The 15,424-nt window shown below is 69.4% G+C and carries 13 protein-coding genes; 10 read left to right on the forward strand and 3 right to left on the reverse strand.

Annotated elements, in window-relative coordinates:
• The first annotated feature begins 275 nt into the window (after nucleotides 1-275).
• From JCR33_RS02295 to JCR33_RS02305, 3 genes are all read left to right on the forward strand, one after another.
• Nucleotides 276-1,265 (forward strand): LysR family transcriptional regulator, encoded by a 990-nt coding sequence (locus JCR33_RS02295; protein WP_198880377.1) that lies wholly within the window; start codon nucleotides 276-278, stop codon nucleotides 1,263-1,265.
• A gap of 162 nt (nucleotides 1,266-1,427) precedes the next feature.
• A complete protein-coding gene (rfbA, locus tag JCR33_RS02300; protein WP_211110003.1) occupies nucleotides 1,428-2,282 on the forward strand; it encodes a glucose-1-phosphate thymidylyltransferase RfbA in 855 nt (284 codons plus the stop codon).
• Nucleotides 2,283-2,284: 2 nt separating this feature from the next.
• Entirely contained in the window at nucleotides 2,285-4,870 is a 2,586-nt protein-coding gene (locus JCR33_RS02305) for a glycosyltransferase (protein WP_211110004.1), read from the forward strand.
• Here the strand turns inward: JCR33_RS02305 and JCR33_RS02310 are convergent.
• Nucleotides 4,755-5,669 (reverse strand): hypothetical protein, encoded by a 915-nt coding sequence (locus JCR33_RS02310; RefSeq protein ID WP_198880380.1) that lies wholly within the window; start codon nucleotides 5,667-5,669, stop codon nucleotides 4,755-4,757. The genes JCR33_RS02305 and JCR33_RS02310 overlap by 116 nt on opposite strands.
• A gap of 243 nt (nucleotides 5,670-5,912) precedes the next feature.
• On the opposite strand from JCR33_RS02310, the gene rpiA reads away from it, so the two are divergent.
• From rpiA to JCR33_RS02345, 7 genes are all read left to right on the forward strand, one after another.
• Nucleotides 5,913-6,626, forward strand: coding sequence for a ribose-5-phosphate isomerase RpiA (gene rpiA, locus JCR33_RS02315; protein ID WP_332461097.1), 714 nt, complete (start codon nucleotides 5,913-5,915; stop codon nucleotides 6,624-6,626).
• Between the two features lie 149 nt (nucleotides 6,627-6,775).
• Nucleotides 6,776-8,476, forward strand: coding sequence for a TRAP transporter large permease subunit (locus JCR33_RS02320; RefSeq protein ID WP_198880381.1), 1,701 nt, complete (start codon nucleotides 6,776-6,778; stop codon nucleotides 8,474-8,476).
• A 60-nt stretch (nucleotides 8,477-8,536) separates the two neighbouring features.
• Nucleotides 8,537-9,523 carry a TRAP transporter substrate-binding protein gene (locus JCR33_RS02325; protein ID WP_198880382.1) on the forward strand — a complete coding sequence of 329 codons (987 nt, stop codon included), beginning with the start codon at nucleotides 8,537-8,539 and terminating at the stop codon, nucleotides 9,521-9,523.
• Between the two features lie 62 nt (nucleotides 9,524-9,585).
• Nucleotides 9,586-10,677 (forward strand): dipeptidase, encoded by a 1,092-nt coding sequence (locus JCR33_RS02330; RefSeq protein ID WP_332461098.1) that lies wholly within the window; start codon nucleotides 9,586-9,588, stop codon nucleotides 10,675-10,677.
• A 25-nt stretch (nucleotides 10,678-10,702) separates the two neighbouring features.
• Nucleotides 10,703-11,146 carry a host attachment family protein gene (locus JCR33_RS02335; RefSeq protein WP_198880384.1) on the forward strand — a complete coding sequence of 148 codons (444 nt, stop codon included), beginning with the start codon at nucleotides 10,703-10,705 and terminating at the stop codon, nucleotides 11,144-11,146.
• A 129-nt stretch (nucleotides 11,147-11,275) separates the two neighbouring features.
• Nucleotides 11,276-13,174: a 1-deoxy-D-xylulose-5-phosphate synthase gene (gene dxs / locus JCR33_RS02340; RefSeq protein WP_332461099.1), complete on the forward strand. Its 1,899-nt coding sequence runs from the start codon at nucleotides 11,276-11,278 to the stop codon at nucleotides 13,172-13,174.
• A gap of 10 nt (nucleotides 13,175-13,184) precedes the next feature.
• On the forward strand, nucleotides 13,185-14,060 hold the full coding sequence (locus tag JCR33_RS02345) for an SMP-30/gluconolactonase/LRE family protein (RefSeq protein ID WP_198880385.1): 876 nt from the start codon (nucleotides 13,185-13,187) through the stop codon (nucleotides 14,058-14,060).
• A gap of 9 nt (nucleotides 14,061-14,069) precedes the next feature.
• On the opposite strand, the gene JCR33_RS02350 is transcribed toward JCR33_RS02345, so the two are convergent.
• Nucleotides 14,070-14,429 carry a RidA family protein gene (locus JCR33_RS02350; protein ID WP_198880386.1) on the reverse strand — a complete coding sequence of 120 codons (360 nt, stop codon included), beginning with the start codon at nucleotides 14,427-14,429 and terminating at the stop codon, nucleotides 14,070-14,072.
• Between the two features lie 143 nt (nucleotides 14,430-14,572).
• A complete protein-coding gene (locus JCR33_RS02355) occupies nucleotides 14,573-15,256 on the reverse strand; it encodes a GntR family transcriptional regulator (protein WP_211110005.1) in 684 nt (227 codons plus the stop codon).
• Nucleotides 15,257-15,424 lie beyond the last annotated feature (168 nt).

Here is a 15,424-nt window from a genome sequence, read left to right on the forward strand (position 1 = left end):
GCGGTGGCGTATCTCGCCGCTGCGGCACCAACCGGACGGTTCTCACGTCCCCGGCGGCCATGAGTAGGGCCGGTCGGCTAGACATGTGAGCGATCCCAAGCGGCCGCGCCATGAGCGGCCCCACGTCGCCTGCCGATGCGTGGGCGGAGCGTGCGGGCTGGCCGGCAGCCGATCCGGCGGATGCCGGCGGAGGGAACCATTGCCAGTCTTGGAGAACGATCAGCCGCGACGCACTTGACCTGGTGCGCCGCCTCGAGCCGGTGTGCGGGGGGAGTATGGAGATCAAGCAGCTTCGCTATTTCAAGCGAGTCGCCGATGCGGGCAGCGTGTCGCGGGCGGCCGCGGCCCTCTCGGTGGCCCAGCCCGCCGTCAGCCGACAGGTGGCGAACCTTGAAGAAGCCCTCGGCACGCCGCTGTTCTTCCGCAACGGTCGGGGCGTGAAGCTCACCGACGCCGGCGAGCAGCTCTACGGCCACGTGGGCGAGATCCTGGAAGCCATCCGACAGGCCGAGCAGGACGTTCGCGACAGCATGGGGGTGGCGCGCGGCACCATCCTGATCGGCTCCACGCCGACGGTGATCCGCTATCTCGCTCCGCCGCTCCTGGCGCGTATCGGGCGCAGCCATCCGGAGCTGGAGCTGGAGTTCACCGAGGGCCTTTCGGGCTACGTCAACGAGTGGCTCTCGAACGGCCTTCTCGACATCGCCGTGCTGCACGATGCGACGCGCACCCAGCACTTCCTCACCGAGCCCCTGGTGCGCGAGGAGCTGGTGTTCGTCGGCACCGCCCAGAGCGGGGCCGATCCCATCCGCTTCCGCGACGTCACCACCCATCCGCTCATCCTGCCGCGCCGCAATCACGGCCTGCGCCTCCTCGTGGAGCGGGTCGCGGGCCACTACCGCCTCGCTCTCGACGTGCGGGCGGAGATCGATTCGCTCGCCGCCATCAAGACGCTGGTGCGCGAGGGCGTCGCCTCCACCATGCTGCCGCGTGGCGCGCTCACTCCCGAGGACGGGCTGATCGGCCAGCCGATCGTCGATCCGCCCGTGGCGCGGACGCTGCTTCTGTCCACCTCGTCGCAGCGGCCGGTGTCGCAGAGCACGCGGGCGGTGATCCACGAACTGAAGATGGTGGTGCGCGAGTTTCTGTCCGGCGAAGGCTGGCCCGGCCTGCAGCGCTACGTCGAGGGGGCGGGGCACCTTCCGCCGGTCGAGCCGGCCAACGACGCCAAACCCGGCTCGGCCGGGCTCGGCCACGCCGCCTGAGCGCTTCCGCCGCGGGTCGGAGCGCTGCAACACCCAGTTGCAGCGCTGCGATGACGCCAGTTTTCCTGGCGATTGCGGGGGAGGGTTGATCGCGCCCCGGCGGGCCCTTAAGCCATCGCCGTTGGGTGGAGTAGCGACGTGGCGAAAACCAAGGGAATTGTGTTGGCTGGAGGTGCCGGCACGCGGCTGAAGCCGGCGACCAACGTCATCTCCAAGCAGCTCCTGCCGGTCTACGACAAGCCGATGATCTACTACCCGCTCAGCGTGTTGATGCTGGCGGGGATCGACGACATCCTCTTGATCACGACACCCGAGGACGCCCCCCTGTTCCAGCGCCTGCTGGGCGACGGGCGGCGCTGGGGCGTCTCGATCTCCTATGCCGAGCAGCCGAAGCCCGAAGGGCTGGCGCAGGCCTTCATCATCGGCCGCGGCTTCGTGGGAACGGACCGCGTCGCCCTCGTGCTCGGCGACAACATCTTCTACGGCCACGGGCTCGAGACGCTGCTCAGCGCCGCGGCGACACGCCTCGAAGGCGGCACGATCTTCGCCACCACGGTGAAGGACCCGGAGCGCTACGGCGTCCTCGAATTCGGCAGGGACGGGCGGCCCACCGCCATCGTGGAGAAGCCGACGACGCCCCGCAGCAACTACGCCGTCACCGGCCTCTACTTCTACGACAACGCGGTGCTCGACATTGCGGCGGGAATCGCACCCTCTGCACGGGGCGAGCTCGAGATCACCGACGTGAACCAGGCTTATCTCGACAGGGGCGCCCTCGCGGCGGAAATCATGGGCCGGGGCTACGCCTGGTTCGATACGGGAACGCACGACTCCCTCGTCGACGCCTCGATGTTCATCCGTGCGCTGGAGCAGCGGCAGGGGCTGCGCATCTGCTGCCCCGAGGAGATTGCCTGGCGCCGCGGCTGGATCGACGATGCCACCCTCGAATCCCTCGGTGCCGAGCAGGAAAAGAGCGGTTACGGTCGCTATCTGCTCGACCTCCTGGTGTGGCGCTGACCTTGTCCTTTCTGTCCACCCTCCGCGAGTATCTGCCGTTCCTGGTCCGTCCGCGGTCCACCTGGCTTCACCTGCGCTGGTATTGGAAGGGCAGGAAGTACCGCCGCATTCGCCGCGACATCCACAAGGACTTCGACGACAACTTCTATCTGTCGACCTATCCGGAGGTGCGGCGGCTGCGGATCGGGCCGGTGCGGCACTATATCCTCGTCGGCTGGAAGGAGGGGAAGGACCCCTCGGAGACCTTCTCCACCACCGCCTACCTCGAGATGTATCACGACGTGGGCACCCTGGGGGTGAACCCCTTCCAGCACTACCTGACGCACGGTCGTCAGGAAGGGCGCATCGCCACCGTCTCCAAGGCGCGCCAGCGCACGCTGGAGCGGCCGAGCACGCCGTTCGAGCTGCCGCCGGTGCCGGCGGCCGACGTCTGGGCCGCCCTGCCCAAGCGGCTGATCGATCCGCCCACGGCACCCGCGGTCAACGTGGTGATCCCGGTCTACAAGAGCCTGCCGCACGTGGCGACGACGCTGCACAGCGTGCTCGCGGCCCACAACGAGACGCCGTTCGAATGCCTCGTCGTCGACGACTGCTCGCCGGAGCCGGAGGTGTCGGCGCTCCTGGCGCGCCTCGCCGCATCCGGCCACATCCGCCTCATCGTCAACGAGACCAATCGGGGCTTCGTGGCGAGCGTCAATCGCGGCATGGCGGAGAACCCCAACCGCGACGTCATCATCCTCAACGCCGATACCAAGGTGCACGAGGGGTGGATCGACCGCCTGATGACGCCGCTGCGCGACGATCCGCGCATCGCCACCGTCACACCGCTCTCCAACAACGCCACCATCGCGAGCTATCCACACACCGCGACGGACAACGACTACGAGCTCGAGGTGGATTCGGCGACGCTCGACCGCCTCGCCGCGCGCGCCAACGGCAGCACGGTGGTGGACGTGCCCACCGGCGTCGGCTTCTGCATGGCGATCCGGCGCACCGCCCTTGCCGAGGTGGGCCTCTTCGACGAGGAAACCTTCGGCCTCGGCTACGGCGAGGAGTGCGACTTCTGCATGCGCGCCCTCAAGGTGGGCTGGCGCAACGTGATGGCGACCGGCGTCTATGTGCGACACTACGGCTCCGCCTCCTTCGGCGCCTCGCAAGTGGCGCGCTCGCAGAAAGCGCAGGCGCTGCTCGCCGCCAAGCACCCGGACTATGCCGGCCGCGTCGCGCGTCACATCGCCGCCGATCCGGTGCTGCCCTCCCGCGTCCTCTTCGACGTCGCCCGCCTCGCCGAGGCGCTCGGGTCGGTGTCGGTGCTCTTCTTCAGCCACACCCGCGGCGGCGGGGTCGAGACCTTCCTCGAGAACACCCGCTTGTCGCTGCTCGAAAACGGCTTTGCCGACATCGTCTCACGCGGCGTGGTGATCCAGACCCAGCGGGAAGGCTTCATCCAGGTCGCCGCGTTCGACGGCAGGCCGCTGCCCTACCTGCCGAACCTCGAATCCCTCAACCTCGAGCGGCACAAGGACTTCCTGGAGCGGATCATCGCGATCCTCGATCCCGAGCTCTGCCACATGAATTCCTTCGCCGGCCTGTCGGTGCCCTCGATCGCCCGTCTGATCGAGGCGCTGACGGCCTCGAACCGGCCCTATTGGCATGTCTGGCACGACCATCAGCCGCTCTGCCCGCGGCTGACCTTCCTCGACGCCGAGGATCGCTATTGCGGCGAGACCGACGTCAGCCGCTGCGTGCCGTGCCTCGCGGCGACGACGGCCCCCTTCGAGTGGGTGCGCATCTCGGACTGGCGCGACCGCTTCCGCGCCTATCTCGCCAACGCCGAGGTGGTGAGCGCTCCGAGCGAAGAGGCGGCGTTGCGTGCCCGCCGCCTGGTGGACGTCTCGAAGGTCAAGGTGCACCCGCACCCGGAGCCCCACCTCCTCGACGTGAAGCCGCTGCAGAAGCCGACGCAGAGCGACGGCAAGCGCCACATCCTCATCCTCGGTGCGATCGGTCCCCACAAGGGGGCCTATCTTCTCCACGCGATGCTGCAGGACATCGCCCACCGCAACCTGCCGCTCCACCTCGAGGTCGTCGGCTACACCTCGATGCGCGAGATCCGCACGGGCAAGAGCGTCACCGTGCACGGCCGCTACCACGGCGATGCCGCGGCGGTGCGCCGGATCGAGGAGATCAAGCCCGATCTCTGCCTCGTCTCCTCCATCTGGCCGGAGACCTACGTGTTCACCCTGTCGGTGGCGCTGGCGCTGCATCTGCCGACGGTGTCGTTCGACCTCGGGGCGCAGGCGGAGCGGATCCGCGACTACGGCCGCGGCGTGGTGCTGGAGCGCCATTTGATGGAGGACCCGGTCGCGCTCAACAACGCGCTGCTCGGCTTCGACCTCGACGAGCTATGGTCGTTGCCGGCGCGGGTCGACTGGGCCAAGGCGTGCCCGCTGACGGAGCACTTCAAGGCGCTCAGGCGGGGTCCGACACCGGCTGAAGCTGCGCATCCGGGGGCGCAAACAGCGGCGAATCAGAATGTAGATATTCCCGCGCAATCAGCCGATCCGAGGGTCGCGCCACTTTCATGATGAGGTCGCGCTCCGGTCCGTCCATCAGCAGCGTGACGGGACCGGAGGCACGGTGGGTCGACATGATCTCCCGTCGGCGCTCGAGCTTCTGCTCCGCCGACAGGTCGGACCGGTTCACCGCGAGGAGCAGCTCCAGGCCTTCCGGCGAGGGGGAGGGGTTCACCCGGTCGAGCTCGATGTTGGTGTCGACCGGGATATCGAGCGCGTCGGCGAAGCCCTTGTAGACGTTCGTCTTCACGTCCTGATAGCGCAGCACGTGGACCTTGGCGTCGAGGAAATAGGCCCAGCGGCTGATGATGCGGAAGTAGTGCAGCCCGCTCGTCGCGCGCATCAGCTTCTTCTCGAACCACTCGGCAAAGGGCAGGGACTCGCCCGTCTTCACCGCCTGCAGGTAGGACGACATCGCCCACTCGTCCTGCCGGCGCACGTAGGCGATGATCTCGAACTGGGCTGGCTCGAACGCCTCCCGGAACGTCTTGTAGACCTGGACCGGCAGCGAGCCCCAGAAATATTCCGACGAGATCACCACCGTGTCGGCGCCGCTCAGCTCGGCGTCATGCATGATGACGGCGGCGGTGTCGTCGAAGTAGGCGGCGCGGTCCTCCGGCAGATCCTTGACGTGCATCTTCCAGGCGCCGGGATGGATCGCCGCGGCGAGGAGATGATGCGCGCCGGCCTGCACGCCGAGGGTGCTATAGTGCACGCCGACGTCGGCAAGCTCGTTGCGGCGGTGAAAGAGGGTGGACTGTAGCGCGGAGCTGCCCGTTTTGGTGGAGCCGATGTGCAGGATGAGTCGCATCGCCGAACCTCGTGCTAGTGCAGGTCTAGGGCGATGAGGGAAGGGCGGGGGCCGCCTTTCCGATGGGTCGCCGATCGATGCGACTCGAACGCTCCGTGGGACAAACTCGACCGCTCCATGACAGTGGCGGGGAAATCGATACTCGGCGCGGCCATGCGGGTCTATCGCGATGGCCCGGCCAGGCGCTATGGGAACATCGTCAGCGCTATGTGCGCTGTAGGGGATCGGTCAAGGGGATGCAACATGGGACCGCCGAACACGGCTGACAGGATGCTGGCCGCCAAGCGCGAGGTGGCCGAGGCTGCCGCCGCCCTGGTGGAGCCCGGAATGCGGCTCGGCCTCGGCTCCGGTTCGACGGCGCTTCTGTTCGTCGAGGCCCTCGGCCGGCGCGTTGCGGCGGGCCTCACCCTCGGCGCCGTGGTGGCAACCTCGCAAGCCACTGAAAACAAAGCGCGAGACTGCGGCATTGCGCTGGCCGACATGATGCTCGCGGACGCGCCGACCGGCCTCGATCTCGCCATCGACGGGGCCGACGAGGTCGACCCCGCCTTCCGCCTCGTCAAGGGCGGCGGCGCCTGCCTCACGCGCGAGAAGATCGTCGCCGCCATGGCGCAGCGTGTGGTGATTATTGTGGATGGCACGAAGATGGTGGAAAAGCTCGGCCGCTTCGCCCTGCCGGTGGAGGTGGTGCCGTTCGGCTACGCCGCGACGGCGGCGCGAATCGAGCGCACCTTCGGCGTCGAGGTGGTGCTGCGCGGCGACGACGCCCCGCTCGTGACCGACAACGGCAACTACATCCTCGACATCCCGTTCGGCGACATCGCGGATCCCGAAATGGTCGCGGCGCGCTTGTCGGAGATGGCGGGCGTGGTCGAGCACGGCCTCTTCATCGGGATGGCCGACGAGGTGCTGATCGCCGGGGAGGGCGGCCTCACGCGCCGCTCCGCCGCGCGCTGAGCGACCGACGCGAGCGCACCGGGCGGCGCTGATGCGAGCATGAGGATCACCGGCACCACCTCTTCGTCACCACCCTCCCACCCGTCGCCGACGGCTCGGCTCGCCCGCGGCCTGGCCGTTATTCCCGCGATCCGCCCCGCGAGACGGGGATGAGGCGGATCGAGGCGTTTCTGGAGCGTCTGGCGAGCGGGATGGGGGCGCTGCTCCTCGCCGCACTGGTGGCGGCGCTCGCCCTCAACGTCGCGGCGCGGACCTTCGCCCTCCCGATCGTCGGGGCGGGGACGGTGGCGCAGTGGGCCTTCTCCATCCTCGCCTTCGTCGCCCTCGCATCGATGGTGCGGGGGGAAGGCAGTGCGGTGGGGCGCATCGCGGGACCCGTCGTCGCCGGCTTTGCCATCCTCACGCTGACGACGGGCCTCCTTGCGGCGGGCGAGCGGGTGGGGGGTGTCGAGGCCGTGCTCGGGTGGCCGGCGAGCTGGCGCTATCTCGCGGCGGCGGCCGGGGCGGGGCTTGCGGGTCTCGTGGGGCTTGCCGGAGGGTGGCGCAGCCTCCTCTTCGCGGCGGGCGCGGGGGTGGCTCTTCTCCCCCTGCCGACGCTGCCGATCGCCGCCGGCATCGCCGCATTCGCCGTCGCGGTGCTCTGCCGCGTGCCCGTCGCGCTCGCGCTCGTCGCCTCGGTCGCGCTGTCGCCGGGGGCGCTGTCCGACGCCGCCATCGCCCAGTCGATCATGCGCGGGCTGTCGCCCTACGTGCTCCTCGCCGTGCCGCTGTTCATTCTGGCGGCGGCGCTCATGGTGGCGGGCGGCATCGGCGCGCGCATCGTGGCGGCGGCGGAGTGGACGGCGCGGCGACGGCGCAGCGCCCTCGGCGAGGCCAACGTCCTGACGAGCCTCCTCTTCGGCGGCGTCTCCGGGTCGAGCATCGCCGACGTGGCGCTCGGGGCCCGGCTGATCGTGCCGGGCATGGTGGCGGCGGGCTACCCGCCGGCGCGTGCCGCCGCGATCACCGCGGCGGCCGCCGTGCTGCCCAACGTGCTGCCACCGTCGATCGCCCTGCTCCTCGCGGCGGCGGCCACCGACCAGTCGGTGGGAGCGCTGTGGCTCGCCGGCGTCGGAGCGGGACTGGTGATGACGGCCACCCTATGGCTCGCCGTCCGCCTGACGCCGCCGCGCGGCGATCCGCCGCCATCGATCGATGCGGGGGAAGCCGGGGCGGCCGGGCGGCGGGGCATCGACGTTCTGCTCGGCCTTCTGCCGCCCGCCGCGATCGCCGTCGCGGTGCTTGCCGGGCTCCGGCTCGGCCTCGTCACCGCGGTGGAGGCGGGGATTCTCGCGGTCGCCGGGGCGGGGATCTTCGCCGTCGCCGAGCGGGGGATCGGCGCCGTCGCCGAAGCGTTCGTCGATGCCGCCACCCAGACCGGACGGGTGGGGCTCATCATCGGCGCCTCGGCGCCTGTGGGCTTCCTCTTCGCCACCGGCGGCATCGACGTCGCGAGCCTCTTGCCGACCGGCTCCGGCCCCGTCGTCCTGTTGGGAGCGGTGCTCGTCTCCCTCCTCGTCGGCACCGTGCTCGACGTCGGCGCGGCGATCCTGTTGTTCCTGCCCGTGCTCCTGCCCCCTGCGGTGGCGGCCGGGATCGACCCGATCCAGGCGACACTCGTCATCACCGTGGCGCTGCTTCTCGGCGGTCTCACGCCGCCCGTCGGCATGCTCGTCCTGGTGGCGAAGGACATCACCGGCATCGACGGCGTCTACCGCGCCGTGATTCCTTACCTTCTGGCGCTGCTATTCGCTGCTGCAATCCTGCTCCTCGCTCCGGGGGCGACTTTAGGGCTGGTGCGGCTGTTGTGATGCGGGAGGAAGGTGTGAGACGACGAGGCGACGTCTGACGCAACAGAACGGGGTGTCCCGATGTTCCGCCTTGCCGCCGCCGCAGCCTGCGCCCTCGCGCTCGGCCTTGCGGCCGCTCCCGCTCCCACCTCCGCCGCCGAGCGACTGACGCTGACCTCGCAATATGGTCCCGGCAAGCCGCAAACGCTCCTGTGGGAGCGCTTCGCCGAGATCCTGGAGCGCGAGCGGCCCGGCGCCTACGACATCAACATCGTCACGAACGGCGCGCTCGGCGGAGAGAAGGAGGAGGCCGAAGCGATCCGCCTCGGCGCCATCACCGGCGCCGAATCCACCATCGCCAACCTCACCACCTGGGTGCCGCTCGGCGCCGTGCTCGATCTGCCCTTCGTGTTTCAGGACGCCGCCCACATCGAGCGCGTGCTCGAGGGTCCGCTCGGCGACGAGCTGAAGGCCGCCTATCGCGCCGAAGGGTTCGAGACGCCGGCCTTCATCATCTTCGGCGCCCGCCATCTCCTCGGCAAGACGCCGCTCACCGAGCCGGGCGACGTCGATGGTCTCACCATGCGCGTGCTGCAGAGTGATCTGCACGTGGCGCTCTGGCGCTCGCTCGGCGCCAATCCCACGGCCTTGCCCATCACCGAGGCCTACACCGCCCTCTCCAACGGCGTCGTCGACGCGATGGACATGACGAAGTCGGGCTTCGAGGCGCTGAAGCTCTACGAGGTCGCGCCGGTGCTCACCGAGACTGCCCATATCTGGGCCGTCGGCGTGGTCTATTTCGACGCCAACTTCTGGGCCGGTCTCGACGCGGACGAGCGCGCGCTGTTCCAGAAGGCGAGCGAGGAGGCGGCGGCCTATTTCAACGAGATCGCCGCCGAGGAGCAGGAGGCGGCGCTCCAGCGTGCGATGGCGCTCGGCGCCTCCCGCGCCGCGGTCGACCAGGAGCTCTGGCGCGCCGCCGTGGCCCCGTTCGTCGAGGACTTCGTGCGCAATATGGAGGATCCGCGCGCCGTCGATGCGCTCGAGATGATCCAGGAGGCGCGCTGAGACGCGACGATTGACGTTGCCGGCCCCGGAGGCTCACGATGGGCCTCTTGAGGAGTGATCGCGTGACGCAACGCATCTTCGACGGCCACAACGACGTGCTCCTGCGCCTGTGGCAGCGCGACCGAACCGGAGCCCGCTTCCTCTCCGAGGGGACCGACGGTCACCTCGATCTGCCGCGTGCCCGCCGGGGCGGTCTCGCCGGCGGGCTCTTCGCCACCTTCGTGCCCGACGCGCGTCCGGCGGCGGAGGGGCCGGCGCAGCGCGCCGACGGCAGCCTCGCGCCGCCCTCCCTCGCCGCGCTCGATCACGAGCGCGCGCTCGCCGTCACCTTGTCGCAGCTCGCCATCGCCTTCCGCGTGGAGCGGGCCTCCGCCGGCGCGGTGCGCATCTGCCGCAGCGTCGCCGACATCGCCGCCGCCCACGCCGAGGGGCGCTTCGCGATGATGCTGCACCTCGAGGGGGCCGAGGCGATCGGCCCCGACCTCGACGAACTGGAGATCCTCGTGCAGGCGGGCGTGCGCTCGCTCGGCCTCGTGTGGAGCCGGCCGACGATCTTCGGCCACGGCGTGCCGTTCCGCTTTCCCTCGACGCCCGACATCGGCGAGGGGCTGACCGAGCGCGGCATCGCCCTCGTCAAGGCGTGCAACGCCTTCGGCGTGATGGTCGACGTGAGCCACCTCAACGAGAAGGGCTTCTGGGACGTCGTCGCCGTCTCCGACGCGCCGATCGTCGCCACCCACTCCAACGCGCACGTGATCTGCCCGGTCTCGCGCAACCTCACCGATGCGCAGATGGACGCGATCCGCGATTCGGAGGGGCTCGCGGGGCTCAACTTCGCCACCTTCTTCCTGCGCGAGGACGGCCGCCGTCACGCCGAGACGCCGCTCTCCTTGATGACGCGCCATCTCGACCACCTGCTCGAAAAGCTCGGCCCCCGCGGGGTCGCCTTCGGCTCCGATTTCGACGGGGCGCTGGTGCCGGCCGCCATCGGCGACGCCGCGGGGCTGCCGCATCTTGTCGCGGCGATGGAGCAGGCCGGCTACGGCGCGGAGCTGATCGACGCGGTTTGCTACCGAAATTGGCTCGACGTGCTGGCGCGCACCCTGAAAGCCGACGTGCAACACTCTGGAACGGCAGCGCTTCCGATTGGTTGATAAGGACCAGCCAACGGAGGCTTCAATGGCAAAGATTCCGGCCAATGCCTGGGTCGTGGTCGGGGACGGGGAGAAGGCCCTGTTCCTGCGGAACGAGGGCACGACCGCGTCGCCCCATCTCACCGTCGTGCGGACCATGGCACAGGACAATCCGCCGTCGCGCGAGCAGGGGGCTCATCCTCCCGGTCGCTTGAGCGATGGGCCGGGGCCCCACAGCAGCGCCGTCGCCGACACCGACTGGCATCGCCTCGAAAAGGAGCGCTTTGCCAAGGAGATCGCCGAGCGCCTCTACAAGGCCGCGCATCGCGGCGACTACGACACGCTGATCGTCGCGGCGCCGCCGGTGGTGCTCGGCGAGCTGCGCAAGGGGCTCCACAAGGAGGTCGAGGAGAAGATCGTGCTCGACGTCGCCAAGGAGCTGACCAGGCATCCGCTGCCCGAGATCGAGCGGGTGCTCGCGGCGAGCTGAGGGCCGCGTCAGGAGCGTGGCGGTGGCCGCGCTCCGCTGCCGCGTCCCACGCCCAGGGTGCGAGATGGTTGATCCCCCCTCGGCCCGGGGCTAGGTGTGAACCCTTCTAGTGTATGAACGGGGCTCAACGTGCGACAATTGCTCGACCGGGTCCACACGCCGAAAGATCTGAGAGCGTTGCCGGAGAAGGACCTGAGGGCCCTCGCCGACGAGCTGCGCGACGAGCTGATCGAGGTGGTGTCGGTCACGGGTGGCCATCTCGGCGCCGGCCTCGGCGTGGTGGAGCTCACCGTGGCGCTCCACTACGTCTTCAATACGCCGCGCGACGTCCTCATCTGGGACGTCGGCCACCAATGCTATCCGCACAAGATCCTCACCGGTCGGCGTGACCGGATGACGACGCTGCGCCAGGGCGGCGGCCTCTCCGGCTTCACCAAGCGCTCCGAGAGCCCCTACGACCCGTTCGGCGCCGCCCATTCCTCCACCTCGATCTCGGCGGGCCTCGGCTTCGCCACCGCGCGCGACCTCAAGGGCGGCGACAACGAGGTGATCGCGGTGATCGGCGACGGCGCGATGTCGGCGGGCATGGCCTACGAGGCGATGAACAACGCCGGCGCCCACGACGCCCGCCTCATCGTGATCCTCAACGACAACGACATGTCGATCGCGCCGCCCGTCGGGGCGATGAGTGCCTATCTCGCCCGCCTCGCGTCGGGCGGCTCCTACTCCACGCTGCGCGAGGCGATGAAGGGGATGATGCGCGGCCTGCCGAAATTCGTCGCCCGCGGAGCCGCGCGGGCGGAGGAGTTCGCCAAGGGCATCGCCATGGGCGGCACCCTCTTCGAGGAGCTCGGCTTCTACTATGTGGGGCCGATCGACGGGCACAATCTCGACCACCTGCTGCCGGTTCTGAAGAACGTGCGGGACGCCGACAACAAGCCGGTCCTCGTCCACGTCGTCACCCAGAAGGGCAAGGGCTACCCACCGGCGGAGAACTCCGCCGACAAGTATCACGGCGTCTCGAAGTTCGACGTCATCACCGGCAAGCAGGCGAAGGGCAAGTCCAACGCGCCGCAATATACCAAGGTGTTCGGCCAGGCCCTCGTCGCCGAGGCGCAGGACGACGACCGGATCGTCGGGATCACCGCGGCGATGCCCTCCGGCACCGGCATCGATCTCTTCGACAAGGTGTTTCCCTCGCGCACCTTCGACGTGGGGATCGCCGAGCAGCACGCCGTCACCTTCGCCGCCGGCCTCGCCGCGGGGGGCATGAAGCCGTTCTGTGCCATCTATTCCACTTTCCTGCAGCGCGCCTACGACCAGGTGGTGCACGATGTCGCCATCCAGGGGCTGCCGGTGCGCTTTGCGATCGACCGTGCCGGCCTCGTCGGCGCCGACGGGGCGACCCACGCGGGTGCCTTCGACACCACCTATCTCGCCTGCCTGCCGGGCATGGTGGTGATGGCGCCGGGCGACGAGGCGGAACTCGTCCACATGGTCGCCACCGCCGCCGCCTACGACGACGGCCCGATCGCCTTCCGCTACCCGCGCGGGGAGGGGGTGGGGGTGGAGCTGCCGGAGCGTGGCACGCCGCTCCCCATCGGCAAGGGCCGCATGGTGCGCGAGGGCAAGACCATCGCGATCCTCTCCTATGGCGGCCGTCTCGCCGCGGCGCTGGAGGCGGCCGACGAGCTCGGCGCCAAGGGCCTCGCCCCGACGGTGGCCGACGCCCGGTTCGCCAAGCCCCTCGACCGCGACCTGATCCTCTCCCTCGCGCGCGAGCACGAGGTTCTGATCACCGTGGAGGAGGGCTCGGTGGGGGGCTTCGGCAGCCACGTCCTGACCCTCCTTGCGAGCGAAGGCGCGCTCGATCGTGGCCTCAAAGTCCGCCCGATGATGCTGCCCGATCGCTTCATGGATCAGGACAAGCCCGACGCAATGTATGCCACCGCGGGCCTCGACGCGGCGGGCATCGTCTCGACTGCGCTCACCGCGCTCGGCGCTGAGGACCTTGCGAGCCGCGCCTAAGGATATCGTCATGGTCAAAGTGGAATGCGTTCACGACGCCGGAGCAAAGCTCGGCGAAAGCCCCGTGTGGGACGATCAGGAGGGGGTCCTCTATTGGGCCGACATCGACGCAGGGCTCCTCCATGCGTTCGATCCGGTGTCGGGCCCGCGGGCGCCGATCGCGATCGGGGAGCGGCTCGGCTGCTTCGCGCTGCGGGCCGGCGGCGGGGCCATCATGGGCACCGAGTCGGGCATCTACTATTACGACTTCGGTACGGGGGAGCGGAGCCTTCTCGCCGCGCCTGAGCAGGACCGGCCGGAGAACCGCTTCAACGATTCGGCGACCGATCGGGACGGGCGCTGGTGGCTCGGCTCCTACGGCATGATGAAGCCGCAGCGTGCGGAAGCCGCCTTCTATCGCGTCGATCCCGACGGCACCGTCACCAAGTGGCTCGACGGCGTCTACACCACCAACGGTCTCGCCTTCTCGCCCGACGGGACCACCATGTACCTCTCCGATTCGCACCGCGACGTGCGCACCGTCTGGGCGTGCGACTACGACCGCGACACCGGCACCCCCACCGATCGCCGCGTGTTCTTCGACACGCGCGAGGTGGTCGGCCGCCCCGACGGCGGCACGGTGGACGCCGACGGCTGCTATTGGATGGCGGGGGTCGCGGGGTCCCAGCTCGTGCGGATCACGCCGGCCGGCAAGGTGGACATGATCATCGAGCTGCCCGTGGAGCGACCGACCAAGCCAATGTTCGGCGGCCCCGGGCTCGACACGCTCTACCTCACCTCCATCGGCGGGGCGGCCTACGATCCGGTTCCGCCGCTCGCGGGCGGCCTCTTCGCGGTGACGGGGCTGCCGGCGAAAGGGATCCCGGAGACCCGCTTCGCCGGCTGAGCGAGCGCCTCAGAGAGCGGCGATCGCCTCGATCTCCACCAGCGCATCGACCGCGAGGTCGCAGCGGATGGTGGAGCGCGCCGGGGGCTCGGAGGCGAAGACACTGGCATAGACCGCGTTCATGCCTGCGAAGTCCTCGATGTCCGTCAGAAAGACGGTGGTCTTCACGACGTTGTCCATCGAGCTTCCGGCAGCCTCCACGAGCGTCTTCAGCTTGTCGAGGACCAGCATGGTCTGGGCCTCGATGCCCTCCGGGATCGTGCCGTCCTCGGCCACGGGGACCTGGCCGGACACGAACACGAAGCCGTTTGCAATCGTCGCCAGCGAGAGCGGAACCTTGCCCATCGCTCCCATCGCGGTCTTCGCCATCGTCGATCCTTTCCGGGGCACCTGCGCCCTCTCGTCTGAAGGCGGACCGTCGCCCGCCGCCGGCGGAGCCGGTCGCAGGTGTTGACGCGATTTGGCGTCGGAAGGTCAAGCGCCCCGCGTCAGCGGATCCCGGTCGTCGGGCGTCAGCTGATCCCGTCGGGCGGATCGTCGGGGAACATCATGGCGATGCGGATGCGATAGGCCTCGACGATGTGGTCGTGGCCGGCGCGGTGGGCGGCCTCGGCGTCGCCGGCGCGGATCGCATCGACGATGCGCATGTGGTCGCCGAAGGCGCTCTTGATGCGCCCGGTGACGGAAAAGGTGGTGCCGGGCAGGAGCGACAGCCAGTCGGTGAAGCGCACCTGCAGCGATTCGAGGTAGCGGTTGCGGCAACAGGCGTGGATCGCCTCGTGGAAGAGGGTGTTGTAGTGCGCCGCGGCGGCAGCCGTCTCCGCATTGGCGCAGGCCTCCGCGAGGTTGGCGATGCGGTTGGTGTCCTCCTCCGTCGCGTAGCGGGCCGCAAGCTCCGCCGCCGACGCCTCGAGGATGCCGCGCACCTGATAGAGCTCCTTCACCTGCGCCCGGTCGAGACGCACCACGGCGAGGCCGCCGAGGCTGTTGTGCTCCAGAAGACCCTTCTCCACGAGCCGGCGAATCGCTTCGCGAATCGGCGTGCGGCTGACGTTGAGGCGCTCGGCGAGCTCGGCCTCGCGGATGCGGTGACCCGGTTTCAGAAGGCCCGCCCGAATCTCTGCCAAGAGCGTTTCGTGCACGTATTCCGCACGGGAGGCGTAAACGGGTTGTTCGGCGGGAGGTAAGGCAGTCATTCAAAAAGTCCTGTGCGGTCGTGCCGAGGACGGCGGGCGAGACGACATCGGCACAACACGCCAAACTTATGGGCGTATCTCAGTGTATGCAATGCGGTACCATGGGCCAGCAACCCTAAGGAGCGCGCCATTTGCTTGCGGTTGTGGCCGGCCCGTCGGAGTTGCGGC

This window comes from Acuticoccus mangrovi (assembly GCF_016411865.1).
Lineage (GTDB): Bacteria > Pseudomonadota > Alphaproteobacteria > Rhizobiales > Amorphaceae > Acuticoccus > Acuticoccus mangrovi.

Excerpts from the sequence above, each read along its gene's own strand:
- JCR33_RS02350 (WP_198880386.1), bottom strand. The coding sequence starts at position 14,429 with ATGGCGAAGACCGCGATGGGAGCGATGGGCAAGGTTCCGCTCTCGCTG.
- rpiA (WP_332461097.1), top strand. The coding sequence starts at position 5,913 with ATGGGACCGCCGAACACGGCTGACAGGATGCTGGCCGCCAAGCGCGAG.
- JCR33_RS02320 (WP_198880381.1), top strand. The coding sequence starts at position 6,776 with ATGAGGCGGATCGAGGCGTTTCTGGAGCGTCTGGCGAGCGGGATGGGG.
- JCR33_RS02355 (WP_211110005.1), bottom strand. The coding sequence starts at position 15,256 with ATGACTGCCTTACCTCCCGCCGAACAACCCGTTTACGCCTCCCGTGCG.
- JCR33_RS02335 (WP_198880384.1), top strand. The coding sequence starts at position 10,703 with ATGGCAAAGATTCCGGCCAATGCCTGGGTCGTGGTCGGGGACGGGGAG.
- JCR33_RS02295 (WP_198880377.1), top strand. The coding sequence starts at position 276 with ATGGAGATCAAGCAGCTTCGCTATTTCAAGCGAGTCGCCGATGCGGGC.
- JCR33_RS02325 (WP_198880382.1), top strand. The coding sequence starts at position 8,537 with ATGTTCCGCCTTGCCGCCGCCGCAGCCTGCGCCCTCGCGCTCGGCCTT.
- JCR33_RS02345 (WP_198880385.1), top strand. The coding sequence starts at position 13,185 with ATGGTCAAAGTGGAATGCGTTCACGACGCCGGAGCAAAGCTCGGCGAA.
- JCR33_RS02310 (WP_198880380.1), bottom strand. The coding sequence starts at position 5,669 with ATGCGACTCATCCTGCACATCGGCTCCACCAAAACGGGCAGCTCCGCG.